Source organism: Sphingomonas sp. 22176 (genome assembly GCF_052045505.1).
GTDB lineage: Bacteria > Pseudomonadota > Alphaproteobacteria > Sphingomonadales > Sphingomonadaceae > Sphingomonas.
In genome coordinates, this window is sequence record NZ_JBQEPL010000006.1 from 89,512 (window position 1) to 113,220 (window position 23,709).

Consider the following 23,709-nt stretch of genomic DNA (forward strand, 5'->3'; position numbering starts at 1 on the left):
TCAGTCGTGGCTCGGCTTGCCGACGCCGGTATATTGCAGGCCAGCGCGCTCGAGCTCGGCCGGCGGATAGATGTTGCGCAGGTCGACCAGCACGGGGCTGTTCAGGCTGTTCTTGATGCGGGTGAGGTCGAGTGCGCGGAATGCATCCCACTCGGTCACGATCACCAGCGCGTCGGAGCCTTCGGCAGCGGCATAGGGGTTTGCGACGAATTCGACGTCGGTCAGCATCTTGGCAGCCTGCTCGACGCCTTCCGGGTCATAGGCCTTCACCGTCGCGCCAGCATCCTGCAGCGCTGCGATGATCGAGAGGCTCGGCGCGTCGCGCATGTCGTCGGTGTTCGGCTTGAAGGTGAGGCCGAGGATGCCGACGGTCTTGCCGCGCACGTCGCCGCCCATCGCCTTGATGACCTTGCGGCCCATCGCGCGCTTGCGGGCATCGTTCACCTGCACTGTCGCCTCGACGATGCGCAGCGGCGTCTCGTTGTCGGCCGCGGTCTTCATCAGCGCCAGCGTATCCTTGGGGAAGCACGAGCCGCCATAGCCAGGACCTGCGTGGAGGAACTTGCCGCCGATACGGTTGTCCATGCCGATGCCGCGCGACACTTCCTGCACGTCCGCGCCCACCTGCTCGCACAGGTCGGCGATCTCGTTGATGAAGGTGATCTTCACCGCGAGGAAGGCGTTCGCCGCGTACTTGATCAGCTCGGAGGTGCGACGGCCGGTGAACAGCACCGGGGCCGACTGGTTGAGCGACAGCGGACGATAGATCTCGCGCATCACTTGGCGGGCGAACTCATCATCGGTGCCGACAACGACGCGGTCGGGGCGCTTGAAGTCCTCGATCGCCGCGCCTTCGCGCAGGAATTCGGGGTTCGAGACGACCTTGGCGCCACTGTTGGGTGCGACCTCGGCGATGATCCGCTCGACTTCGTCGCCGGTGCCGACGGGTACGGTCGACTTGGTGACGATCACGCTCGGCTTGGTCAGATTCTCGGCAATCTCCCGCGCTGCAGCGAAGACATAGGACAGATCGGCATGGCCGTCGCCGCGGCGGCTGGGCGTGCCGACGGCGATGAACACCGCATCGGCATCCTTAACGCCTTCGGCGAGGTCGGTCGTGAACGAGAGGCGGCCCGCCTTCACGTTGCTGGCGACCAGGGCGTCGAGGCCCGGTTCATAGATGGGCATCACATTCTGGTGGAGCAGTTCGATCTTCCGCGCGTCCTTGTCCACGCAGACGACTTCGTGGCCGAAGTCAGAGAAGCAGGCTCCAGATACCAGGCCCACATAGCCCGTGCCGATCATCGCAATGCGCACGATTTTCCCCTGTGCCGAAAGTGCTGTTTCCAGCGGTCCGACAAAGCTCTTAACCGAACCTGCCGCTACCGCAACCCACCGCAGTGCAGCAATTGCGTCAGGCCGTTGGCCGCAAAAGAAAAAGGCCTGCGGGGGCAGGCCTTTTTCCTGGTTAATGTCAGCCGGCTACCTGACGGTGCCGGCTTCCATTGGGTTTAATTCAGAGCGGGCGGATCTCGGTGCCGCCGACGCCATCACGGAAGAAGAGGGTGAAGAAGGTCATTTTTTTTGGCTCCCATTTCTGCGCTGTTCCGCGCAAGTCGTTTCGTTAATGAAAAATTTACTTTCTCGCAATCGGGGATTCTGCGGAGGGCGAAACGTGCGCAATTGTGAAGGTTACCGTTTACCTTTCCTTCAGCCCCCTTCCGTATTGCTCGCGGTTCGAGGGTAGGGGACGCATTCGCGGGGTCGCATCCGTGCCGGCAACCGGCATGAAAACCGGCGAAAGTGCCGGTTTTTGGCTGGTTTCCATATCAGGCAGTGGTTTTTCGTGAAGCGGTCCCTTATTCGATGTTCGGCCGAGCGGTCGGCGGGAGGGCATTCGGTGAGCCAGGGCTTGAACGTTTCGGCATTGTGCCGCGTGACCAATTTCGAGACAGCCCGTCGCATTCTGGGCAAAACTGGCGTGCATTTCGCTGCCGAGGCACTGGCAACGCGAATCGCTGCGGACGCTGCAGGCGTCCAACTGGTCGGCGTCGGCCGTGACCTGATCGAATTCGAGATCGCATCTGCGGATCGCGAAGAGGCTGCGTCTCGCGTTCAGGCACTGCGCCATGCCGTGGATGCGGAGCAGCGGGAGGTGCTGCCCGAGGTGCGGCTGGAATTCGCCATCGGTGCTGCCTGCGCCCCGGTGGAGGAGCGCGACATGCTTCGGCTGCTCGAGGTTGCCGAAATCGCGCTGGAGCGCGCGGGCAATGCCGGCGGCTTCGAACTGATCGATCTGTCGCTCGCCAATCAGGCGGTCGACCGCCTGACGCTCATCGCCGACCTGCCGCGCGCGATCGCGGCGGGGGAACTGTTCCTCAACTACCAACCCAAGATCAACGTTCGTAAGCAGCAGGTGGCGAGCGCCGAGGCGCTGATCCGCTGGCAGCATCCCGAGCGCGGGCTGATCATGCCCGGAGACTTTATCGCCGCGGCCGAAGAGTCCGGCCTGATCGGCCCGCTCACGCTGTGGACGCTGCGCCAGGTGATCGCGGACCAGCGCCGGCTTGCGGCGCTCGGGCATGACATTCCGTTGTTCCTCAACATCTCGGGCATGCTGCTCGCCAACGGCGGCTTCATCGACGAAGTGTGCGGGATCATCACTACCAATTCGGCCGCAAAGCTCGGCTTCGAAATCACCGAGACGGCAGTGATCCGCGATCCTGAAAGCGCGATCCGCCACCTGCAGCGCTTTGCGGACCTTGGCGTAGTGCTGGCGATCGACGATTACGGCGCTGGTCTTTCCTCGCTTGCCTATCTCAAGCAGCTCCCCGCCAAGGAGCTGAAGATCGACAAGATGTTCATCACCCAGCTCACCTCGAGCCATCGCGACCCGCTGATCGTGCGGTCGACGATCGACCTTGCGCACGCGTTGGAGATGGAAGTCACCGCCGAAGGCGTGGAGACGCCAGCGGCGCTTGCTCTTCTGAGCGTGATGGGCTGCGATCTGGTGCAGGGCTATCTGATCTCGCGCCCCGTGCCGTTCCCGGCGCTCTGCTCCTATCTCGGCGAGCAGGACCAACTGGCCGAGACCATGGCCAACCGTCCTGTGTTTCTTCGGTCCGGAAGTTCGTGGACCCGCGCGTGAACCGTGCCGGGCACCTGCTCGCTCGCGCTGTTCCGCTACTCCTGATCTTCGCCTTGCCCGCGCCGCTGTGCGCGCAGCAGTTGCCGTCCGACGTTGCAACGCTGGTGGCGCAGGCGCGCGACCGCATCGTGGATCAATCGGCGGATCCGAAGCCGCTGATCGACCAAATCAACAATGCCGCCGATCGCAGCGCGGATCCTGGCCAGCGCGCGCTCATCCGTGGGACATCGCTTTGGCTGCGTGCGGAAATGCAGCTGCGCGGGGACGACGTGAACGCGGCGCGGGCGTCGCTCGAGGCGGCGCAAAGAGCAGTTGCGCCGATCGCTGCGCCGGTGCGGGTGAAAGGGGATTTGCTGCTCTCGCTGGGCAACCTGTACATGATGCGCGATCAGGCTGCGGAGGCGCTGTCGGCATTTCAGCGCGCCTATCGTATCTTCGAAAAATTGCACGAAGTGCGCAGTCAGGCGCTGGCGCTTCAGTCGATCGGCTCCCTCTATGTTGTCGCTCACGATGACCACCGGGCCGAACGCTATTTCCGGCAGGCGTCGTTGCTTTACGGGGGGGACGACATCCTCTCGCTCAGCCTGCACAACAGCCGCGGCAACGTGCTGCTTGTTCTTGAGCGCTACCGCGAGGCCGATGCCGAATACACTGAAGCCGTGCGCTTGGCTCGGAAGCTCGGCAAACCGGTGCTTGAGGCGCGGATCCTCGACAATTTGGCGCGAAGTCAGATCGAAGCGCGCGATCTGCGTAGTGCGCACGCGACGTTGGATCGCGCTTTTGCCCTCGCTCAGGATGGCGATGCGAGCGGCCTCAAGCGCCTGCTGAAGTCAACTGCCGCCAAGTTGGCAAAGGACGAGGGGAACCTGCAGCGTGCTGCCGTCCTGATTGGGGAGACGTTCGAGGGTATCGACCTGAAGACGACCACCCAGGATTTTCGAACGCCCCATCTGTTCGCGTACCTCATTTACCGCAAGCTCGGCGACGATCGGCTGGCACTGCGGCATCTGGAGGCGCTGAAGCGGCTGAGCGACGAGGCGGCGAAGGTGGCAACCACCAACAGCGCCGCGCTGATGGCCGCCCGGTTCGATTATGCGAACCAGGAACTCACCATCCAGCGGCTCAAGACCGAGCAACTGCAGAAGGCCGCGCATTTCCAGCGCGTGCTGTTCCTCTCGCTCGGCTTTGCCACGCTCGTCGTGATCCTGCTCCTCAGCCTCGGCCTGTTCACCATCCGGCGCAGCCGCAACCAGGTGCGGGCGGCGAACCGTGTGCTCGCCGCAACCAATGCCGCGCTCGAAAAAGCGCTGCGCGCCAAGACCGAGTTCCTGGCCACCACCAGCCACGAGATCCGCACGCCGCTGAACGGCATTCTCGGCATGACCCAGGTGATGCTTGCGGACGACGCCATTGGCGGCGACGTGCGCGAGCGGCTGGAAGTGGTGCAGGGCGCCGGGCTGACGATGCGCGCATTGGTCGACGACATCCTCGATGTCGCCAAGATCGAGAACGGCAACCTCAGCGTCGATCCGGTGCCGATGGATTTCCGCGCGCTCGCCGAGGAGGTCGCCCGGCTGTGGACCGATCCCGCCCGGGCGAAGGGACTGGCGTTCGACGTTCAGCTGGCCGGCGCGCCCGACTGGATCGTCAGCGATCCCGGCCGGCTGCGGCAGTTGCTGTTCAACCTGCTGTCGAACGCGCTCAAATTCACGGCGGCGGGCTCCATCGGCTTGCGGGTGGAGACGGTGCAGGGACCAGCGGATCAGGGCGAGCGCCTGCGGATCGCCGTGTCGGATACCGGCATCGGCATCGCCGCCGACAAGCTCGACGAGATCTTCGAGAGTTTTCGACAGGCCGATTCCAGCACAACGCGGCAGTTCGGCGGTACTGGATTGGGTCTAACCATTTGCCGGAACCTGGCGGAAGCGCTGGGCGGGCAGATCCTGGTGACCAGCACGCCGGGCGTGGGCTCCACCTTCACGATCGACCTGCCGCTGACCCGTGCCGAAGCCCCCGCGGCGCCGCTGGCCTCCGCCGATGCCGGCACCGGCGTGCTGATCCTCGAGCGCAACCCGATCACCCGCGCGATGCTGCGCACCTTGTTTGAGGCCGAAGTTGATCGTGTGCGATTCGCCAAGGACGGCGATGAGGCGCTGCAGTTACTCGAATTGGAGCAGTTCGACGCGCTGGTGATTGACGAAGCGGCACTCGCCACCCCAACGCAGGATCTGGTGGATGCGATCGCTACCCTATGCCGGGCACAGCCCAATCTGTGCACGACCTTGCTGGCGAGCGGCAAGAACGCCGAACAACGTTCGCAATTTCTGGACGCCGGCCTAACACAGGTGATAGAAAAGCCAGTCGCTGGATCGGAATTGGTAGCGGCGGCAGTACCAGCATCCGCGCGCAAAAAGAATATTCTGGGGAACGACCCGCTTGTTTCTCAAGCGGCTTAGGGCGATAATACACCTAGACATGCACAACATGGCCAGAACGCCGGTTTCTGCCCTGAAGGGCCAGCGTCGATGAACATCCTGTTCATCGAGGACGATCCCATGAATCGACGCGTCGTGAAGGATATGCTCGACGTGGCGGGCGCGACGATGGCCGAAGCCGCCTGGGCCGAGGAAGGCCTCGCCCGAATCGACGACGAGACCTTCGACATCATCCTGGTGGATCTGCGCATGCCCGGCACCGACGGGTTCGAGACGATTCGCCAGATTCGCGCGCGTGCCGACGCCAAGGCCGAATTGCCGATCATCGTCGTCACCGCCGACACCGCGCTCGATCTGCGCGAGCGCTGCCTAGCGACCGGCGCCGACGACGTGTTGTTCAAGCCGGTGGCGATGGACGCACTGTTTGATGCGATCGGCCGGGTGCTCGCCAAGCGCGGCGGCGCGATCCTCGCCTGAGCGTCAGTCTTCGGCGATGCGGCTGGTGCGGGCGGTATCGCGCATCGTTACGTAGGTGATCAGCGAGATGCCGATCATCGCCGTGACGTACCAGTAGAAGCCACGCTCCCAGCCTTCCTGCTTGAACCACAGGGCCACTGTAGGCGCGGTGCCCCCGAAGATCGCGTTGGCCAGCGCATAGGGCAGTGCGACGCCCAGCGTGCGGATATGCGCCGGGAACAGCTCCGCCTTCACCACCGCGTTGATCGCGGTGTAGCCGGTGACGATCAGCAGCGCCGCGGTCATCAGCCAGAAGGCCGAGAGGCCGTCGCGCACCCCCTCCATCGCGACGAAGATCGGGTAGGTGCAGCACACGCCCAGCACGCCGAAGCCGATCATCAGCGGCTTGCGGCCGATCCGATCGGACAGCGCGCCCGCCAGCGGCTGGACCAGCATGAACACGAACAGTGCCGCCGCATTCACCTGAGTGGCCGCTGCGTCGGAGAAGCCGGCGGTCTTCTTGAGGAAGGTGATCGGGTAGATCGTATAGGCATAGAAGGCGAGGGTGCCGCCGGCGGTGAGCAGCAGCACCAGCATCGCCTCGCGCGGATGCTGGCGGAACAACGCGAACGCGCCCGAGGCGGCCGTGCGGTCGCGCTTGGCGAAGCTCTCGGTTTCGGCAAGGCGGCGGCGTAGCCAGTAGACCAGCAGCGCGAGTGCGCCGCCGAGGGCGAAGGGCAGGCGCCAACCCCATGCGCGCAGGTTCTCCTCGGGCAGGATCGCCTGCAGCGCGAGCAGCGCCACCAGCGCGGTGAGCTGGCCGGAGATCAGCGTGACATACTGGAAGCTGGAGAAGAAGCCGCGGTGCTTTCGCCCTGCCATTTCGGAGAGATAGGTCGCGCTCGCACCATATTCGCCGCCGAGGGACAGGCCCTGCAGCAGCCGTGCGAGCACCAGCGCGGCGGTTGCCGGCCAGCCGATCGCGCTGTAGCTGGGCGTCGCCGCGATCAGCAGCGAGCCCGCGCACATCAGCGTCACCGACAGGCTCAGCCCCGCCTTGCGGCCGTGGCGATCGCCATAGACACCCATCAGCCAGCCGCCGATCGGACGCATGAAGAAGCCGATCGCGAAAACGATCCAGGCGTTCAGATCCTGCGCGGTGCCGGGGGCGAAGAAATGGGGCGCGAGATAGCTGGCCAGCGCCGCATAGGCATACCAGTCATACCATTCGACGAGGTTGCCGGCCGATCCGCCGAGGATCGAGCGAAGGCGGGTGCCGCGATCAAGCGGAGCATCGGAAAGATCGGCCATCGCTTGCCTGTATAGCAAAGCTCCGCCCGCCGGAAAGGCGCGCACAGGGGGCGGCACGCCGCTCGGCAGGCGGAGTTGCAGTCGCGCGGAAAGCCGTACGCGCGATGCGGAGCCGCCGTTGGGGCTGCGGCTTAGCAGCAAGATGGCGCGGAAAGGTCGCCGGGCGATGTCGCGGCGTGACGCGGTGTTGCGTCAGGTTGCGAGCGGCAGGCGCACCCGGACGCGGCCGCCGGCCCCGCTGGGTCGGTTGACGAGCATCACCTCGCCGCCGTGCAGCTCGACGATCGACCGGACGATGGCGAGGCCCAGGCCGGTGCCGCCCGTCGCGCGATTGCGCGAGCTTTCGCCGCGCACGAAAGGCGCGAACAGATTCTCGGCGCGCGCCAGATCGAAGCCTGGCCCTTCGTCGTCGACATGGATCTCACCGTGTCCGTCGCGGATGCTCCAGCTGATTCGGGCGGAATGGCCGTAGCGAATCGCATTCTCGATCAGGTTGCCGAACAGCCGGCGCAACGCCTGCGTATCGCCGATCAGCACCATGCGCGGCCCGGCCTCCGCTATCACCGGCGTGCCCGCCGCCGACAGATCGTCGGCGAGGCTGTCGATCAGCGTGCCCAGGTCGAGCCGCACCATTTCGCCATGCGTGCGGTCGTCGCGGGTGAAGCGCAGGGTTGCGGCGAGCATCGCGCGCATCTCGCCGATGTCCGCTACCGCGCGTTCGCGAGCGGTCTCGGGCAGCTGCTCGACCCAGAAGGCGAGGCGGGAAAGCGGGGTGCCCAGGTCGTGCGCCATTGCCGCCAGCATCACCGTGCGGTTCTCGGCCTGCTGGAGGATTCGCGTCTGCATCGCTCCCATCGCGCGGCCGAGCTCGCGAATCTCGCGCGGGCCGTCGAGCGGAATCGCTTCGGGTGCGCCCAGCCGGGCGCGCTTCGCTGCCTCCGCCAGCCGCCGGATCGGCCGCGAGATTCGCCGCGCCGCTGCCCAGGCGAGCAGCGACAGGATCACCAGCGTTAGCAGCATCCATTGCAGGATCGCGACTCGCCAGCGGCCGAGCGTCGGCGCGCGGCTGACCGAGGCGACCAGCCAGCCCCTGTCGGTGCGGCGCCCGATCGTGAAGCTGCCATGGATGTCCTGGTCCGGATCGCTGGTCGGCCATTCATAATAGCCTCGCACGTTACCCGCTGGCGCGGGGATCAGCGCCGCGATAGCCTGGTCCCGCTCGGGAAAGGCGCGCTCGTCACCGCGGCCGAACCGATCGCTGTCGGAAAAATAGAGATGGATGGCCTCGCCATGGATGCGCGCCGGCGCTCGGCCGGTGCGCAGGGCATCGGCGACGCGGGCGATCGGCACTGGTCCGTAGCCGGGGGGCGGGCCGTGGAACACCACCGCGAACTGTACCAGCATCACCACCGCAGCCGAGGTGATGGCGAACAGCATCATCGGCACCACGATCGATGCCGGGCGTCCGATCACTTGGTAGCGACCTCCGCGATGAACATATAGCCTTCGTTGCGGATGGTGCGGATCAGCTCGTCCGCGTCCGACCGGGCGAGCTTCTTGCGCAGCCGGCTCATCTGCACGTCGATCGCGCGATCGAAATGTTCGGCATGGGCGCCGCGCGAGTAATCGAGCAGCGCATCGCGGGTCAGCACCCGGCGCGGCCGCTCGACCAGTGCGAGCAGCAGTCGGAACTCGCCGTCCGACAGATTGATCAGCACGTTTTCCGGATCATAGAGCTGGCGCCCCACGGGATCGAGCCGCCACCCGGCGAAGCGCAGATAGCTCCGCTCCAGCGTGCCGGTCGCCGTCGGCACGGCGACCGCGCGGCGCAGGACCGAGCGGACGCGCGCCAGCAGTTCGCGGGGGTTGGCGGGTTTCGCGATATAATCGTCGGCGCCCATTTCTAGCCCGACGATGCGATCGATGTCCTCGCTCAGCACCGAATGGAGAATCACCGCGGGGCCGGCCTGGCGATCCATCGTGCGCAGGATGGAAAGCCCGTCCTCGCCGGGCATCATCAGATCGAGCACCACCAGCGCATAGCTGTTGGCGGCGATGGCTTCGCGCATGCTGGTCGCGTCTTCGGCGGTGTCGACGACATAGCCGTGCTGCACCAGGAAGGCGGCGGTGAGCTCGCGGATGCCGGGGTCGTCATCGACGATGAGGAGGCGCGTTTCGATGTCCAATGCTGGGGCTGACTGCATCATGAAGTGGGTATTGCGACCCGATTCTATCGACCGGGTTGCAGCACTGCAATCTGCTGTAATCCGTGTTTGGCCGCAGCGCGCTATCTATTCTGCGGAAGCGGGCGCGCCACGCACGCTTTTGCTTGAAGAATCGAATGGGCGCTGGTAGGAGGCCCGTTCGACGCCGCACCTATGGTTTCGGCGGCCCCTTGCTATTGAGTTTGATCGGAGCTGTACGACTTTATGCAAATCATCGTTCGCGACAACAACGTCGACCAGGCGCTGCGGGCGCTCAAGAAGAAGCTGCAGCGTGAAGGCGTCTATCGCGAGATGAAGCTGCGCCGTCACTATGAGAAGCCGAGCGAGAAGCGCGCTCGCGAGCGTGCCGCCGCCGTGCGTCGCGCCCGCAAGCTGGAGCGCAAGCGCGTGGAGCGCGACAGCGCCCGTTGAGGCCTGCCCGGCGCGCGTTGAATCAGCGCGCGCCGTCGTTTCTGTTTCCTACATAAACGGGGATGCCTTCCCCGCCGGAGTCCGATCATGTCGGTGACCGCCGTTCCGCTCCAGCCCGTCAAGGGCAGCTACAAGCTATGGATCTGGTTGGGGGTGCTGGCAGCGGTTGCCATCGCCTTCGCGCTGGCCTGGACCGGCACGCGCACGCCGGCCGCGTCACATCTCGATGCCGACGGCTTCATGGCGTGGCACAAGAACCAGCCGGGTATTCAGACCACCCCGTCGGGTCTCCAGTATCAGGTGATAGAGGCCGGTAGCGGCCCCAACCCTGCCGAGCAGGACGGTGTTGTCACCGAAATCCGCGGCGTGCTGCGCAGCGGCAAGGAATTCCAGCCGAAGACGCCGATGCGCTTCCAGATCGGCCAGCCGATGATTCCGGGCTTCACCGAGGGCGTGAAGCTGATGAAGAAGGGCGCCCGCTATCGCTTCTGGCTCCCGCCGAAGCTGGGCTACGGTGCCGAGGGTGGCCAGCAGAACGAGCTGTCCGACCAGGTGCTGATCTTCGACGTCAACATGCAGGAACTGGTGCCTGCCGCGGTCATCCGCCAGATGATGCAGCAACAGCAACAGCAGGGTGGCATGCCGCAGGGCGCAGGCGAAGCGCCCGCGCAGTAAGCAGCTTCCGATTGCAGCGTTTCGAAAAGCCCGCGAGCGACCCTCGCGGGCTTTTTCGTGTGTGCGTTACGCGCCGGTGGCGAGGAAGTGGCGTTCGGTGCCGTCGAGGCAGAGCGCCGTGAGGCGGCCGGTAGCGCTGGCCCCGGTGTCGATCGCGATTCGATTCGGGTGAATCTCGGGTTCGCCGACCACCGTATGGCCGTGGACGACCAGCACCCCGTGGTCCGCGGCACTGCGCAGGAAGGGCGTGCGGATCCAGCGCAGGTCCTGCGGGTCCTGCGCCTCCAGCGCCACCCCGGGGCGGATGCCAGCATGGACGAACAGAACGTCGCCAATCCGCACCGAATCGGGAAGCGCGCGCAGCAGCGTGGCGTGCGCCTCGGGAATCGCTGTCCGGAGCAGTGCCGGTGCCGCCGCCGGCTCGACCAGCAGCGCAATCGGGTCGAGCCCGTAGCTGGTGGCGCATTCCTCGCCGCCGAAATGCAGCCAGCTTTCGAGATCGCGCAGATTGCCGTCGAGCATCGCAACGAGCATCGCTTCGTGATTGCCGCCGAGGATCGTCAGGCTGGGGTCGGTCGCCTGCCGTTCGAGCAGCAGGTCGACCACGCCGCGCGACTCCGGGCCGCGATCGATCAGGTCGCCGAGAAGGATCAGGTGCTCGCGCGGGCGGGGATCGGCCGACCGCTCGGCATCGATCAGTGCCAGCAATTCTTCCAGCAGGTCGCGGCGGCCATGGACGTCGCCGATCGCATAGGCGCGGGTGCCCGCCGGCAGCGCATAGGTCGGCGGATCGGCACTGCGGAACAGCGCGGTGAATCTGTTCACCCGGCGAGACGCAATCCGGCGGCGATGCTCTCGGGCGCGGGCTGGTCCGGCCAGATGCCGCGTGTGTCATAGGCCAGCTTGCCCGCGCGCTCGTCGAGCGGGACCGACTTGAAGAGGTCGTGATCCACCAGCACGATGAAGATCGGGCAGCTTTCGATCGCGCTGTCGATATCGGTCAGCGTCGCGCCCGTGGCGGCGAGGGCAGGGGGCAGCGCCTGGGCATAGGGCTCGACGATGCGGACGCGCGCGCCGTGCCGCTCGGCGAGCGCCTGCGCGACCTTGAGCGCGGGGCTCTCGCGGAAATCGTCGATATTCGCCTTGAAGGCGAGGCCGAGGCACGCGATCGGCGCGCCCGGCAGCCGGGAAATCAGCGCCTCGGCACGGGCGATGGTGTGCGCGACCTTGCCGTCGTTCACTTCGCGCGCGGTGCGGATCAGCGGGCTCTGCTCGGGGTTGGAATGCACCAGGAACCAGGGATCCACCGCGATGCAATGCCCGCCCACGCCGGGGCCGGGCGAGAGGATGTTGACGCGCGGGTGGCGGTTGGCGAGGCGGATGACCTCCCACACATCGACGCCCATGCCCTCGGCCAGGATCGAAAGTTCGTTGGCGAAGGCGATGTTGACGTCGCGGAACGCATTCTCGGTCAGCTTGGTCATCTCGGCCGCCCGCGCGGTGGTGGTGACGCAGGCGCCGCGAACGAAGCGACGGTAGAAGTGCAGCGCCTTGCGCGCGCAGCGCGGGGTGATGCCGCCGATCACCCGGTCGTTCTCGATCAGCTCGACCAGGATGCGGCCGGGCAGCACGCGCTCCGGGCAATAGGCGATAGCGATGTCGGCGCTGCCGCTGCTGTGGCCCGGCACCTTCAGATCGGGACGCAACTGCGAGAGCAGTTCGGCGACCTTCTCGGTGGTGCCGACGGGGGAGGTGGATTCGAGGATCACCACGTCGCCCGCCTTGAGCACCGTCGCGATGCTCGTCGCCGCCTGCAGGACATAGCCGATGTCCGGCGCATGGTTGGCACCGAACGGAGTCGGCACGGCGATGACGAAGATGTCCGCGGGCTCGATCGCCAGTGCTGCGCGCAGATTGCCGCGCGCGACCACGCCGGAGACGAGGCCGTCGAGGTCGATCTCCTCGATATGGACCCGACCGGAGTTCACCGTCTCGACCACATGCGCGTCGACATCGATGCCGAGCACCCGGGCGCCAGTCCGCGCGATCACCGCCGCGGTGGGGAGCCCGATATAGCCGAGGCCGAGCACAGCGACCTTCGGCTCATTGGTGACAAGCATCGCAAACTCCGCGCGAAATCAGGAGCCGCGACCATGGCAGAGAGGCGTTAAAATATCGGAAGGCGGGTCAGGGGAGGTCGAACCCGGCACGGATGATCGCGGCGATCCGCGCGGCGGCATGGCCGTCGCCGAACGGATTGTGCGCGCGCGCCATCGCGGCATGCGCCTGGCGGTCGTCGAGCAGGTGGCAGACCTCCTCCACGATGCGATCGGCATCGGTGCCGACCAGCCGCGCGGTGCCGGCGGTGACGCCTTCCGGCCGCTCGGTGGTCTCGCGCATCACCAGCACCGGCTTGCCCAGCGCGGGCGCTTCTTCCTGCACCCCGCCCGAATCGGTGAGCACCAGATCGGCCATGCCCAGTGCGCGGATGAAGTGCGGATAGTCGAGCGGGTCGATGCGGGCGATGTTGGGCTGGTCGCCCAGCGCCGTGTCCATCACCGCCACCACATTGGGGTTAGGGTGGACCGGGAACAGGATGGCAATGTCCGGCCGCGCCGCGAGCCGGCGCAGCGCATCGGCAATCGCGGCCATGCCGTCGCCGAAATTCTCCCGCCGATGGGTGGTGACCAGCACGATCCGCTTGCCCGCGAAGCGCGCCGCGATCGGGTCCAGCCCGGCGGCGAGCGCAGGCTCTGCTGCGATCCGTTCTTGCGTGGCGAGCAACGCGTCGATCACGGTGTTGCCGGTGACGTGGATGCTCGCCGGGGGCACGTTCTCGTCGCGAAGCGCGTTGGCGGCAGTTTCGGTGGGAGCGAAATGCTGATCCGCGATCGGCGCCACGATTCGTCGGTTCACCTCTTCGGGCCAGGGCTGGTAGATGTCGCCGGAGCGCAAGCCGGCCTCGACATGGCTCACCGGGATCTTGCGATAATAGGCCGCCAGCGCGCCGACCATCGCCGTGGCCGTGTCTCCCTGCACGATCACCCGATCGGGTCGCATCGCGTCCAGCGCGCCGCCGATGCCGGTCAGCAGCCGGACGGTCAGCATATCCAGCGATTGGCCGGGAGTCATCAGATCGAGGTCGATGCCCGGGGTGATGCCGGCAATCGCAAGCACCTGATCGAGCAATCCGCGGTGTTGCGCGGTTACGCAGGTAACGACGTCGAGATCGGGTTCTGCCTGTAGCGCCCGAATCACCGGGAACAGCTTGATGGCTTCGGGACGTGTGCCGAAGACGACGAACAGCTTCTTGTGGGCCTGTGCCATTTTCTCGGTTTAGCCTAGTTGCGTCACCGAACCATTACGGAACCCGTGCGTTTGCCAGCCGCGCGGTGTACCGTTATGCCGCACTGCACCCAAAATTTACCATGAGGGGGGTTATGACGATCAAGCCGCTGCGTAAGGCCGTGTTCCCGATTGCGGGACTCGGTACCCGGTTCCTGCCCGCCACCAAGGCGATGCCCAAGGAGATGCTGCCGGTCGTCGACCGCCCGCTGATCCAGTACGCCGTCGACGAGGCGGTGGAAGCCGGCATCGAACAGATGATCTTCGTCACCGGTCGCGGCAAGTCCGCGCTCGAGGACCATTTCGACATTGCCTATGAGCTGGAAGCGACGATGGCCGCGCGCGGCAAGTCGCTCGAAGTGCTGGACGGCACTCGCCTCAAGCCGGGCAACATCGCCTATGTCCGCCAGCAGGAGCCGATGGGCCTCGGCCATGCCGTGTGGTGCGCCCGCGACATCGTCGGCGACGAGCCCTTCGCGGTGCTGCTCCCCGACGACTTCATGTTCGGCAAGCCCGGCTGCCTCAAGCAGATGGTCGATGCCTATAACAAGGTCGGCGGCAACCTGATCTGCGCCGAGGAAGTGCCCGACGACCAGACCCACCGCTACGGCATCATCACCCCGGGCAGCCAGGACTGCACGCTGACCGAAGTGAAGGGCCTGGTCGAGAAGCCGGCGCCGGGCACCGCGCCGTCGAACCTGTCGGTGATCGGCCGCTACATTCTCCAGCCGGAAGTGATGCGCATCCTGGAGAACCAGGGCAAGGGCGCCGGCGGCGAGATCCAGCTGACCGACGCGATGCAGCGCATGATCGGCGACCAGCCCTTCCACGGCGTGACCTTCCAAGGCACGCGCTACGACTGCGGCGACAAGGCCGGTTTCATCCAGGCGAACCTGGCGGTCGCGCTTTCGCGTCCGGACCTCGAGCCTGCAATCCGCGCCTTTGCCCAGAAGGCGCTGGGCTAAGCTTTTGGGCGGCGCGTCGGACCACCCGGCGCGCCGCCTCAGGCGCGGGCGATGTTCTCGCCTGTCACGCCGGCCTTGCCACAGGCATTGCGGGTATCGATCACGAGCTTCGCGGAGTCCACGAGGCCGGCATAGTCGACCGCATCATGGTCGGTCGCGATCAGCACCGCATCGTAGCCGGCGATCGCGGCTTCGTCCCATGCCACCCCGTGCCGATAGTTGAGCGTCGGGTGCTCGCGCGTGCCGTTGATCTGGGCGACGTGCGGGTCGTGGAAGTCTGCCGTCGCGCCGCGTGCCTCGATCAGCTCCATCAGGCGGAGCGACGGGCTTTCGCGGATGTCGTCGACATTCTTCTTGTAGGCGACCCCCAGCACCAGGATGCGCGCGCCACGCAGGCCGCGGCCGAAGCGGGCGTCGAGCGTGTCGGCTAGCACGCGGATCACATGCTGCGGCATGTCCGCATTGATCTGGCCGGCGAGCTCGATGAAGCGGGTGTGCTGGTTGTACTCGCGCGCCTTCCAGGTGAGGTAGAAGGGGTCGATCGGGATACAGTGTCCCCCCAGGCCCGGCCCGGGATAGAAGGGCATGAAGCCGAACGGCTTGGATTTGGCCGCCTCGATCACTTCCCACACATCGATGTCCATCGCGGTGAAGATCAGCTTGAGCTCGTTGACTAGCGCAATGTTGACCGCGCGGAACACGTTCTCGGTGATCTTCACCGCCTCGGCAGTCGCCGCCGAGGAGACCTGGATCGCCTGGGGCACGATGTGGCGGTAGAGCGCCATCGCTAGCCCGGCCGAGACGGGATCGTCGGCGCCGACGACCTTGGGGATCTTGGTGGTCGAAAAGGTGGGGTTGCCGGGGTCCTCGCGCTCGGGCGAATAGGCGAGGAAGAAGTCCTTGCCGGCGATCAGCCCGTTCTCTTCCAAGATCGGCTGCATCACCTCGCGGGTGGTGCCCGGATAGGTGGTCGATTCGAGGATCACCAGCTGGCCCTTGCGCAGCGTGTGCGCGATCGCACGCGTGGTGTGCTCGACATATTTCAGGTCGGGTTCGAGATGGCGGGTAAGCGGGGTCGGCACGCAGATCAGCAGCACGTCGACTTCGCCCAGCCGATCGAGATCGGCGGTGGCGGCAATGCGTTTCTCGGCGACCAGCGGGGCGATGCGATCGCCCGGGATGTGCTTGATGTAGCTCTCGCCCCGGTTGAGCGCGACGACCTTCTCGGGATCGAGATCGAAGCCGAGGACGGAGCAGCCCGCCTCGCCGAACGCCACCGCTAGCGGCAGGCCGACATAGCCCATGCCGATCACGCCGATCGTCGCCACGCGCGTCTCGATCCGGGTCTGCAGCTTCAGTCCGTGCGCCGGCCACTCGAAGGTCATCTTGTCCGCTCCAATCGGGAGCGGTTCTCATGCACCAGCGCCGGTTTCAGCTTCGATAATGCTCCAGATACCAGCGCACAAAGGCGGCGACGCCGTCTTCCGGGGTGGTGGAGGGCGCATAGCCGGTGAGGCGGCGGAGCAGATCGGACGAGGCTTCGGTCGCCGGCACGTCGCCGGCCTGCATCGGCAGGAAGTTCTTGATCGCGGTGCGGCCCAGCGCCTTCTCCGCCGCGCCGATATAGTCCATCAGCGGGGTCGGACGCCCGGCGCCGATGTTGACGATGCGGAAGGGCGCGGCGGGGGACAGGCTGTCGCCTTCCACCGGCACGGTGCCCGGCACGGCATCGATAAGTCGCACGATCGATTCGGCGAGATCGTCGATGAAGGTGAAGTCCCGCACCATCTCGCCATTATTGTACACGTCGATCGGCTCGCCGGCGAGGACCGCCCGGGTGAACTTGAACAGCGCCATGTCCGGGCGTCCCCAGGGGCCATAGACCGTGAAGAAGCGGAAGAAGGTCATCGGCGTGCGGAACAAATGCGCGTAGCTGTGCCCCATCAGCTCGGTCGCGCCCTTGGTGGCGGCATAGAGGCTCATCGGGGTGGCGGTGCGCTGGGTTTCGCCGAAGGGCATGTCGGTATTGGCGCCATAGACCGAGCTGGTCGAGGCGGCGAGGAAGTGGCGGACCGGATGGTGGCGCGCGAGTTCGAGCAGGTTGAACGTGCCGACGATGTTCGCGCCGATATAGCTGGCCGGCTGCTCGATGCTGAAGCGCACCCCGGCCTGCGCGGCGAGGTGTATCACCACGTCGGGTTGGAACTCCGCCCAGGTGGCGGCGAGGGCTGGCTGGTCCTCGATCGAGAGGCGCGCCACCCGGAAAGTCGGGTGGTTGGACAGCATATCGTTGCGCGCTTCCTTGAGCGCGACGTCATAGTAATCCGAGAAATTGTCGATCCCAAGCACCGTCGCCCCCGCCTGGAGCAGCCGGCTGGCGGTGTGGAAGCCGATGAACCCGGCCGATCCGGTGACGAGCACGCGCGGGGGCTTGGCGTTCGGGTCGGTCATCATGGCTCCTGTGTTGCGGTGTCGGTGCCGCTCCTAGGCCGCTTCTCCTTACCGGAGCGTTCCCGTGCCGCAAGCCGGGCAGCCCGGATCCTTGGGCAGCTGGAGCGTGCGGAAGCGAAGGGCCAGCGCGTCGACCAGCAGCAGCTTGCCGGCGGTATCGTCGCCGAACGGCGTGATCGCGCGGATCACCTCCAGCGCGGCGAGGCTGCCGAGAATGCCGGTGAGCGCCCCCAGCACGCCCTGTTCGGAGCAGCTGACGCCCTCGCGCTCGGGATCCTGGCCGACGAAGCAGCGGTAACACGGCTTGTCCGCCTCCCAGCCGCGGAAGGTGCCGAGCTGGCCCTCGAACTCGGCGACGGCGGAGGAGACGAGCGGCACGCGAGCGGCAAGCGCGGCGTCCGCGACGGCGAGGCGCGTGGCGAAATTGTCGGTGCCGTCGAGGACGACCTCGTGCCCGGCGATCAGCGCAGGTGCGTCCTCGGCGGACAGGCGGCGCGCCTCGACGCGCAGGAACACGTTGGGATTGATCGCGGCGACGCGGGCGGCGGCGGCGTCTGCCTTGCCGGTGCCAATATCGTCGGTGCCGAACAGCACCTGGCGCTGGAGGTTGGAGCGGTCGACCACGTCATCGTCGACGATGGTCAGCCCCCCCACGCCGGCGGCGGCCAGATACTGGATAGCTGGCGCGCCGATGCCGCCGGCGCCGATCACCAGCACCCGCGCGGCCTTGAGCTTCGCCTGACCCGCGCCGCCCACCTCGCGCAGGATGATATGGCGGGCGTAGCGTTCCAGCTCCTCGTCGGAGAGCATCATTTCGGCCAGGTGAAGGTGACGGTCGCGCGGTACCATTGATCGGCGCTGGCCATGCGGGGCAGCAGGTTGCCCCGCGCGGCGCCGGCCACCATTGCGGCGGCATATTGCTCTACCGTCGGGCACTGGATCGCGCGCGGCACGGTCGTGCGGATATTGTCCTGCGCGTCGACCAGCACGGCGACGTCGACGCTCAGCGTCAGCCCCGGCCCGATCGCGACCGGGCATTTGCGCGTGGTCACTTCGTTCGCGACGAAGGCGAGCATGTCAGGCGAAATCTGCGGCTCGGCGCGATAGGGCAGCGGCGCGAGCGACGGCCAGTCGATACGTAGCGGCGTCGACTGCAGCGCGAGGGCGAGGGCTAAGGTGGCGATCATCTCCCAGTCGAGCCGAACCCACCGGCCCCCCGTGCGGTTTCGTCGAGGCTGGTCACTTCGTCCAGATCGGCGCGTTGGACGGGGGCGGGGACCAGCTGGGCGATGCGGTCGCCGCGCGCGATCGGGAAGTCATCGGTGCCAAGATTGGCGAGGATCACCTTGATTTCGCCGCGATAATCGCTGTCGATCGTGCCCGGCGTGTTGAGGCAGGTGATGCCGTGCTTGAGCGCCAGACCCGAGCGCGGGCGGACCTGCACCTCGTAGCCGGCGGGGATTGCCATGGCGAAGCCGGTGGCGACGGCATGGCGCGCTCCGGGGGCGAGCGTCAGGTCCTCGGCAGCGACCACGTCCATGCCCGCAGCACCGTCGGTAGCGTAGCGGGGAAAGGGGAGATTCTCGCCATGGGGCAGGCGCTGGATCGCGATGCGGATCGGCGGCAGCAAGGTCAGCCTTTCGTGGGAAGCGCGGTCGCCAGCCGGGTGGTTGCCGCCAGCACTTCGGGATCGTTGAGCAGATCATGTCCCCGTCCGGGGACGATCCGGAGATCGGTAGCGATGCCGCGAAGTGCAAGGGCCTCGGCATAGGCGCGCGACAGCGCAGGCGGCGTGATCTTGTCGTCGAGGCCGACCAGTACTGCGGCGCGGATGCCCGGCATCACCCCGCCCGCGGTCTTGAGCGGATCGAGGCTGGCAACCGGGGTTGCCCAGGCGGCACCATGGCGCTGCTTCTGCATGCCCTTGCGCCATTCGGGCAGCGCGCAGGGGCAGCCGACCAACACCATCGCGTCGACCAGATCGGGGCGAATGCCGGCAATGTCGGCGGCGATCGCTGCACCGCCCGAATCGCCGACCAGGATCAACCGGGCAGACGCAAAACGGTGGCGCAGGATGCCGAGCGACTCCGCGATCGCATCGATCCGCTCCTGGGTATAGTCGTCGCCGAAACCAAGCCCGGCCTGGCCCGGCGAACGGTTGCCCGCGGCGTCGCCATAGCCCGGCCGCAGCAGCGCGACGGCGGCGCTGTTGGGGATGCTCTGGGTGGCGGCTTCGGCGAAGCGATAGTGGTCGCTGCGCGATTCCGGCCCCCCATCGCCGTGGAGGACGACGATCAGCGTGTGCACGGCGTCGGGCGTCGTGACGCCGAAGTTGCGCGCGTGGAGGTTGAGCGCGGGCTCCAACTTGGCGGCGGTGTGTGTCGTCGCGACGGGCGTGGCGCAGCCGGCGAGCAGTGCAACACCGGCAAAGGCGGGCAGCAGCTTAAAGCGCATCGGCGATCCGTTCGGCGAGGCGGCGGGCGACGTCGGCCTTGGACGCGCGCTCCCAGCTTTCGACGCCGGCGGCGGTGACGAGATGGACGGCATTGGCTTCACCCCCCATCACATCGCCCGAAACGTCGTTGGCGACAATCCAGTCCGCGTTCTTGCGCGTGCGTTTCGCGACGGCATGTTCGATTACTCGTTCGGTTTCCGCCGCGAAGCCCACCACGAGCCGCGGCCGGCGCGCGCTCTGCGCCAGTTCGGCGAGAATATCAGGATTTTGTGTCAGATGCAGGAGGGGCTCTGCATCGCCCTTCTTCAGTTTTTGGGACGCCGCCTCGACATGCCAGTCGGCCACTGCCGCAACCATCACCGCGGCGTCGGCGGGCAGGGCGGTATCCACCGCGGCCGCCATCTCGCGTGCCGTCTCCACGTCGACCCGAATGACGCCCGCCGGCGTGGGCAGCGTCACCGGCCCTGCGACTAGCGTGACCCGCGCACCGAGTGTCGCCAGTGCCCCGGCAATGGCGAAGCCCTGCTTCCCCGAAGAGCGATTGGCGATGTAGCGCACCGGATCGATCGGCTCGTGCGTCGGGCCGGCAGTGACGAGGATATGCTTGCCGGCCAGTCGCTGCTCGACGGGCGAGAGCGCCTGCTGGATCGCGGCGAGGATCGCCTCGGGCTCGGGCAGGCGGCCGGGACCGTACTCCCCACAGGCCATGGGCCCCTCATCGGGCTCCAGCACGGTTACGCCGTCGGCGCGGAGCTGGGCGACGTTGCGGCGGGTCGCGGCGTGGCTCCACATTCGTACGTTCATGGCGGGTGCCGCGAGCACCGGCTTGTCGGTGGCGAGCAGCAGCGTGGTCGCAAGGTCGCTGGCGATGCCACCGGCCATGCGCGCCAGCAGATCGGCGGTAGCAGGCGCGACGACGACGAGATCGGCCTGGCGGCTGAGCTGGATATGGCCCATCTCCGCCTCGTCCTTCAGGTCCCACAGTGTCGTATAGACCTGGTTCTCGGACAATACCGCGAGCGTCATCGGCGTGACGAAATGCTGGCCGCCTTCGGTGAGCACGCAGGTGACCCCGATCCCCGCCTTGCGGCACATGCGGACGAGTTCGCACGCCTTGTAGGCGGCGATGCCCCCGCCGACGATGAGCAGGATGCGCTTCATGGGTTGACCGTTGTAACCGTGATCCGCCGCCTGTCGAGCGCACGGTGCCACAGGTCTGCCAGCGCGTCGGGAACGAACACCAGCCCGACCAGCGCGGCAGGCGCAATCATCAGCGCCCAGTAGAAATTGTCGAGCCGCGCGAAGATGGCGATCACCACGCCGTACGCGACCAGCAGCGCGAACATCCGCAAGCTCAGTGGCTCGTCCCAGCTCGCCCAGCCGAGCAGCGCCAGCACGATCAGCACCGCACCGACCATCACCGGCAGCGCCTGGAGCGCGGTGGAATTGACCAGTGCGCGGAGGAAGAAGCCGGGGCCGTTGAACGCGGACCAGCCCGGCGATGCGGCATCCAGCGGCCCGGTCACGCCGGCCACGGCATGCGCGTGCAGTGCCAGCACGGCGGCGAGGAGCAGCAGCGCCACGCCCCAGCCCAGCGCCTCGCGCCGGCGGCCCTCACCCCAGGCGAAGACCAGCATGACGATCGCGTACAGGGCCGCCGTCTCGCGGATCAGCATGGCGGCAAGGCCGAGCGCGATCGCCTCCAGCGCGCGGCCGGGGCGACGGAGCGCCAGCGAGAGCGCGACGAGCAGCCCGGCCCAAACCTCGTGGAACAGCACCAGCCCCGGCTGGAAAAAGGCCAGCATCGAGACTGCGAGCAGCATCATCATCACCGCGCGCGGGAACAGCCCGTTCAGCGCGACACCGACGCGCGACGCCCAGGCGAAGGCGGTCAGCGCGGCGAGGGCGAGCAGCAGGGCGACGCTCGCCCATCCGGGGATCAGCGCTTCCAGTGCGGCCAGCGCGGGCAGCCGCATGGTGAAGAACGGGCGTAGCGGATAGCCGCCGGCGCGCATCGCGTCGCTCGCCGCAACATAATAGGTGTCGCCGCCCTTCATCGCCGCAACGACACGCTCGTACAGCCCGATATCGGTCATCCGATCGGCCGTGGCGGCAGCGGTATCGCCGTCGCCGGTGAGCGACGGCACCGCCAGCACCGTGAGCGAGGCGAGCAACAGCAGCAGCACCGCCAGCCAGGCAAGCCGCGCGCGACCCCGCGACAGGGCGGCAAAGCGGCTCGGCTGGAGGGTCCAGAGGCGGCGCGTGCGCCCGGTCATTTCAGCAGCAGCGTTCCGGCCACGCCGGCCAACGCGGCGACGATGCTGACCAGCGCATAGCGCCAGCCGCCACCGACGCGCACGACCTGGATCTCGCGCAAGGGCGGCTCGGGCGGCGCGCCGCCCGGGGCCGGGAAGCGGCGTTCGATGTTGCGGACCAGCTCGGGCAGGCGGGCGAGGGTGCGCAGGTCCTCGATCAGCCGATCGGCGACCTTGGCTTCGGGCCCCAGCTCGGTGCGGATCCATTCGCGGACGAACGGTGCCGAGACTTCCCAAAGGTTGATGTCCGGATCGAGCCCGCGCGCGACGCCTTCCACCATCACCATCGTCTTCTGGAGCAGCAGCAGATGCGGCTGCGTCATCATGTCGAAGTCACGGGTGATCGAGAACAGGCCGTCGAGCATGCCGCCGATCGACATTTCCTTCACCGGCAGCCCACGCATCGGCTCACCCACGGCACGGAGCGCCGTGGCGAACTCGGCGACATTATGGTGGGCGGGGACATAGCCCGCTTCGAAATGGATCTCGGCGACGCGCTTATAGTCGCCGGTGATCAGGCCGTAGAGGATCTCTGCGAGCCACACCCGCGCACGGCGGTCGATCCGGCCCATGATGCCGAAATCGATGGCGGCGATGCGGCCGTCGGGCAGGGCGAACAGATTGCCCTGATGCATGTCTGCATGGAAAAAGCCCTCGGCGATCGCCTGGCGCAGGAACGCCTTGATCAGCTTGCCCGCGAGGCCCGGCATATCGTGCCCGGCGCGGACCAGCGCGTCGCGGTCGCTCAGCTTGATGCCGTCGATCCACTCCAGCGTCAGCACCTTGCCGGTGGTGCGCTGCCAGTCGATCTGGGGCACCATGAAATCCGGCTCGGCGATCATCGCCTCGGCGAGTTCGGAGGCAGAGGCGGCCTCGCGGCGAAAGTCGAGTTCGCGCACCGTCCAGCGCTTGAAGCTTTCGATCACCAGCCGCGGGCGCAGGCGGCGCGCTTCGCCGCCATAGGCCTCGAGCTGGGCGGCGGCCCATTCATAGGTGTCGATCGCGCGAGCAAAGTCGGTTTCGATGCCCGGGCGCAGCACCTTCACCGCCACGCGGCGGCCGTCGGTGGTCACCGCGCGGTGGACCTGGGCGATCGAGGCGGCGCCGATCGGCTTTTCCTCCACTTCCGCGAACATCGCGGAGAGCGGGCGGCCATAGCTGGTTTCGATCCGCTCGCGGATGATGTCGAAGGGGACGGGCGGCAGCGCGTCCTGCAGGCGCAGCAGGTCGTGCGCGGCTTCCTCGCCGACCAAGTCAGGGCGGGTGGCGAGCGTCTGGCCGAGCTTGATCGCGGCGGGGCCGATCGCCTGGAAGGCATCGGCATAGGCGGGGACGGCCGGCACCCGGGCGCCCAGCCGGGCGATGCGCGCGAGGCGGCGGACCGGACGCGGGGTGTTGGGGTCGCGTTCGATGCCGCGCAGTGCGCCGTGGCGGGCGAGGATGCGGCCCCACTTGAGCAGACGCCAGAGATGAACGGCGGGCGCGGTCATGCCCAGATCCTCCCCGGGGAGGATCGA

22 protein-coding genes are annotated in these 23,709 nt (G+C 67.0%); 6 read left to right on the forward strand and 16 right to left on the reverse strand.

Annotated features, from left to right (window positions below; translation table 11 throughout):
* Entirely contained in the window at positions 1-1,317 is a 1,317-nt protein-coding gene (locus ACTJKY_RS17470; RefSeq protein WP_440847387.1) for a UDP-glucose dehydrogenase family protein, read from the reverse strand.
* Positions 1,318-1,900: 583 nt separating this feature from the next.
* On the opposite strand from ACTJKY_RS17470, the gene ACTJKY_RS17475 reads away from it, so the two are divergent.
* The 3 genes from ACTJKY_RS17475 (at position 1,901) to ACTJKY_RS17485 (ending at position 6,060) form a co-directional block, all read left to right on the forward strand.
* Entirely contained in the window at positions 1,901-3,148 is a 1,248-nt protein-coding gene (locus ACTJKY_RS17475) for a putative bifunctional diguanylate cyclase/phosphodiesterase (RefSeq protein ID WP_440847388.1), read from the forward strand.
* Positions 3,133-5,604 (forward strand): ATP-binding response regulator, encoded by a 2,472-nt coding sequence (locus ACTJKY_RS17480; RefSeq protein WP_440847389.1) that lies wholly within the window; start codon positions 3,133-3,135, stop codon positions 5,602-5,604. The genes ACTJKY_RS17475 and ACTJKY_RS17480 overlap by 16 nt, the downstream gene beginning before the upstream one ends.
* 69 nt (positions 5,605-5,673) lie before the next feature.
* The gene (locus tag ACTJKY_RS17485) at positions 5,674-6,060 is read left to right on the forward strand and encodes a response regulator (RefSeq protein WP_440847390.1); all 387 of its coding nucleotides are present in this window, start codon (positions 5,674-5,676) and stop codon (positions 6,058-6,060) included.
* Between the two features lie 3 nt (positions 6,061-6,063).
* Here ACTJKY_RS17485 and ACTJKY_RS17490 read toward each other — a convergent pair whose 3' ends face one another.
* The 3 genes from ACTJKY_RS17490 to ACTJKY_RS17500 all read right to left on the reverse strand — a co-directional run bounded on the left by ACTJKY_RS17490 (position 6,064) and on the right by ACTJKY_RS17500 (position 9,557).
* The gene (locus ACTJKY_RS17490) at positions 6,064-7,350 is read right to left on the reverse strand and encodes an MFS transporter (protein ID WP_440847391.1); all 1,287 of its coding nucleotides are present in this window, start codon (positions 7,348-7,350) and stop codon (positions 6,064-6,066) included.
* A gap of 192 nt (positions 7,351-7,542) precedes the next feature.
* Positions 7,543-8,823, reverse strand: a complete 1,281-nt coding sequence (locus ACTJKY_RS17495; RefSeq protein WP_440847392.1) for an ATP-binding protein — start codon at positions 8,821-8,823, stop codon at positions 7,543-7,545.
* Positions 8,820-9,557 carry a response regulator gene (locus ACTJKY_RS17500; RefSeq protein WP_440847393.1) on the reverse strand — a complete coding sequence of 246 codons (738 nt, stop codon included), beginning with the start codon at positions 9,555-9,557 and terminating at the stop codon, positions 8,820-8,822. The genes ACTJKY_RS17495 and ACTJKY_RS17500 overlap by 4 nt, the downstream gene beginning before the upstream one ends.
* Positions 9,558-9,779: 222 nt before the next feature.
* Between ACTJKY_RS17500 and rpsU the strand changes: the two genes are divergently transcribed.
* Positions 9,780-9,986: a 30S ribosomal protein S21 gene (gene rpsU / locus ACTJKY_RS17505; RefSeq protein ID WP_019368605.1), complete on the forward strand. Its 207-nt coding sequence runs from the start codon at positions 9,780-9,782 to the stop codon at positions 9,984-9,986.
* Positions 9,987-10,073: 87 nt separating this feature from the next.
* On the forward strand, positions 10,074-10,661 hold the full coding sequence (locus ACTJKY_RS17510; RefSeq protein WP_440847394.1) for an FKBP-type peptidyl-prolyl cis-trans isomerase: 588 nt from the start codon (positions 10,074-10,076) through the stop codon (positions 10,659-10,661).
* 66 nt (positions 10,662-10,727) lie between these two features.
* Here the strand turns inward: ACTJKY_RS17510 and ACTJKY_RS17515 are convergent, their stop codons facing one another.
* From ACTJKY_RS17515 to wecB, 3 genes are all read right to left on the reverse strand, one after another.
* On the reverse strand, positions 10,728-11,486 hold the full coding sequence (locus ACTJKY_RS17515) for a metallophosphoesterase family protein (RefSeq protein WP_440847395.1): 759 nt from the start codon (positions 11,484-11,486) through the stop codon (positions 10,728-10,730).
* Positions 11,483-12,781: a UDP-N-acetyl-D-mannosamine dehydrogenase gene (gene wecC / locus ACTJKY_RS17520; protein WP_440847396.1), complete on the reverse strand. Its 1,299-nt coding sequence runs from the start codon at positions 12,779-12,781 to the stop codon at positions 11,483-11,485. Before wecC ends, ACTJKY_RS17515 begins: the two co-directional genes overlap by 4 nt.
* Positions 12,782-12,848: 67 nt before the next feature.
* On the reverse strand, positions 12,849-13,988 hold the full coding sequence (gene wecB, locus ACTJKY_RS17525) for a non-hydrolyzing UDP-N-acetylglucosamine 2-epimerase (protein WP_440847397.1): 1,140 nt from the start codon (positions 13,986-13,988) through the stop codon (positions 12,849-12,851).
* Positions 13,989-14,101: 113 nt separating this feature from the next.
* Here wecB and galU point away from each other — a divergent pair, with 113 nt between their 5' ends.
* Positions 14,102-14,971: a UTP--glucose-1-phosphate uridylyltransferase GalU gene (galU, locus tag ACTJKY_RS17530; protein WP_440847398.1), complete on the forward strand. Its 870-nt coding sequence runs from the start codon at positions 14,102-14,104 to the stop codon at positions 14,969-14,971.
* A gap of 38 nt (positions 14,972-15,009) precedes the next feature.
* Here galU and ACTJKY_RS17535 read toward each other — a convergent pair whose 3' ends face one another.
* Genes ACTJKY_RS17535 through ubiB form a run of 9 tightly spaced genes read right to left on the reverse strand, consistent with a single transcriptional unit; the run spans position 15,010 to position 23,682 of the window.
* A complete protein-coding gene (locus ACTJKY_RS17535) occupies positions 15,010-16,356 on the reverse strand; it encodes a nucleotide sugar dehydrogenase (RefSeq protein ID WP_440847399.1) in 1,347 nt (448 codons plus the stop codon).
* A 46-nt stretch (positions 16,357-16,402) separates the two neighbouring features.
* Positions 16,403-17,422, reverse strand: a complete 1,020-nt coding sequence (locus tag ACTJKY_RS17540; RefSeq protein WP_440847400.1) for an NAD-dependent epimerase/dehydratase family protein — start codon at positions 17,420-17,422, stop codon at positions 16,403-16,405.
* Between the two features lie 48 nt (positions 17,423-17,470).
* Positions 17,471-18,235, reverse strand: a complete 765-nt coding sequence (locus tag ACTJKY_RS17545) for a HesA/MoeB/ThiF family protein (RefSeq protein ID WP_440847401.1) — start codon at positions 18,233-18,235, stop codon at positions 17,471-17,473.
* The gene (locus tag ACTJKY_RS17550; protein WP_440847402.1) at positions 18,232-18,609 is read right to left on the reverse strand and encodes a hypothetical protein; all 378 of its coding nucleotides are present in this window, start codon (positions 18,607-18,609) and stop codon (positions 18,232-18,234) included. The genes ACTJKY_RS17545 and ACTJKY_RS17550 overlap by 4 nt, the downstream gene beginning before the upstream one ends.
* Positions 18,606-19,052 carry a dUTP diphosphatase gene (gene dut / locus ACTJKY_RS17555; protein WP_440847403.1) on the reverse strand — a complete coding sequence of 149 codons (447 nt, stop codon included), beginning with the start codon at positions 19,050-19,052 and terminating at the stop codon, positions 18,606-18,608. Before dut ends, ACTJKY_RS17550 begins: the two co-directional genes overlap by 4 nt.
* Before the next feature lie 2 nt (positions 19,053-19,054).
* Positions 19,055-19,876, reverse strand: coding sequence for an alpha/beta hydrolase family protein (locus tag ACTJKY_RS17560; protein ID WP_440847404.1), 822 nt, complete (start codon positions 19,874-19,876; stop codon positions 19,055-19,057).
* Complete coding sequence (gene coaBC / locus ACTJKY_RS17565; protein WP_440847405.1) at positions 19,866-21,038, reverse strand: bifunctional phosphopantothenoylcysteine decarboxylase/phosphopantothenate--cysteine ligase CoaBC; 1,173 nt, start codon at positions 21,036-21,038, stop codon at positions 19,866-19,868. Before coaBC ends, ACTJKY_RS17560 begins: the two co-directional genes overlap by 11 nt.
* Entirely contained in the window at positions 21,035-22,153 is a 1,119-nt protein-coding gene (locus ACTJKY_RS17570) for a hypothetical protein (RefSeq protein ID WP_440847406.1), read from the reverse strand. Before ACTJKY_RS17570 ends, coaBC begins: the two co-directional genes overlap by 4 nt.
* Entirely contained in the window at positions 22,150-23,682 is a 1,533-nt protein-coding gene (gene ubiB, locus ACTJKY_RS17575; RefSeq protein WP_440847407.1) for a 2-polyprenylphenol 6-hydroxylase, read from the reverse strand. Before ubiB ends, ACTJKY_RS17570 begins: the two co-directional genes overlap by 4 nt.
* Between the last annotated feature and the right edge of the window lie 27 nt (positions 23,683-23,709).